We start from the raw sequence: 909 nt of genomic DNA, 5'->3' as shown, positions 1-909 counted from the left end.
GCCCCAGCGCCACGACGTCGGCGGCCATGTGGCCCGGCGTCCGAGAGCAGCGCGAGCGAGCCGGACGCGAGCCCCCGCGACCAGCTCGACGACGAAGAAGGCCAGCACCAGCGCGAACGCGGCGGCCAGCCCGCCAGCGGTGACGACCTCCGGCGTGCCCGTGGGCGTGCCCGTGCCCGTGCCCGGCGCCCATCAGCGCTCCCCGGTCTGGGTGGGGCACAGCGTGACGCGGTCGCCGGTGGCGGTCAGCAGCTGCTCGGCCGCGGCCAGCACGGCGAGCACGTGGTCGGGTCGCGACACCCGGTACAGCGACGCGCGTCCCACGGCACGGACGTCGACCAGGCCGCAGTCGCGCAGGCAGGCCAGGTGCTGGGAGGCGGTGGACTGGGCCAGGCCGAGGTGCTCGGTGAGCCCGCGGACGTTGTGCTCGCCGAGCAGCAGGTGGCGCAGGATGGCGACGCGGGACGGGTCCCCCATCGCCCGGAGCAGCGACGCCGCCGCCTCGCTGGCCGCGCGCTCGTCGAGGGCGGTGTCGGGAGCGCCCAGCGCCTGATCCATCGTCATGCACCGATGTTATGGGCAGACGGCGATGAGCGTCCAGCGCCGTCCATGAGAGCACTCTCACGGGGCGGACGCTTGGACGCGCGCGAGCGGGGTATCGACCCCGGAGAGGCCGGACACCGAGGTCCGGCCCCTGCCGAAGGAGGCAAGTCATGGACTGGTGGGTCTGGCTCATCATCGCCGTCGTCGTCGTGGCGATCATCGCCGCGATCGCGCTCGCCGCACGCAAGCGCTCCGCCGCGCACCGGCACGAGGTCGAGCAGCGTCGCCGCGCGGAGGCCGCGAAGATCCGTGAGGAGGCGAAGGCCGAGGAGATCGCCGCGCAGCGCCGCGCCGCGGCCGCGTCGG

At 75.0% G+C, this 909-nt stretch carries 2 protein-coding genes; one reads left to right on the top strand and one right to left on the bottom strand.

Annotation, left to right across the window (positions count from 1 at the left end; translation table 11 throughout):
* Positions 1–192: 192 nt before the first annotated feature.
* Positions 193–564, bottom strand: coding sequence for an ArsR/SmtB family transcription factor (locus AC2W7G_RS17300; protein WP_485869527.1), 372 nt, complete (start codon positions 562–564; stop codon positions 193–195).
* 149 nt (positions 565–713) lie between these two features.
* Here AC2W7G_RS17300 and AC2W7G_RS17295 point away from each other — a divergent pair.
* Positions 714–909, top strand: a 196-nt coding sequence (locus tag AC2W7G_RS17295) for a hypothetical protein (RefSeq protein WP_485869526.1), incomplete at its 3' end; no start/stop codon positions are given.

The sequence above is a fragment of the Aeromicrobium sp. PFPM2_SD2 genome (genome assembly GCF_057364525.1).
Note: the sequence above shows the minus strand (reverse complement) of the source record. Positions and strands in the feature narration are given on the sequence as shown.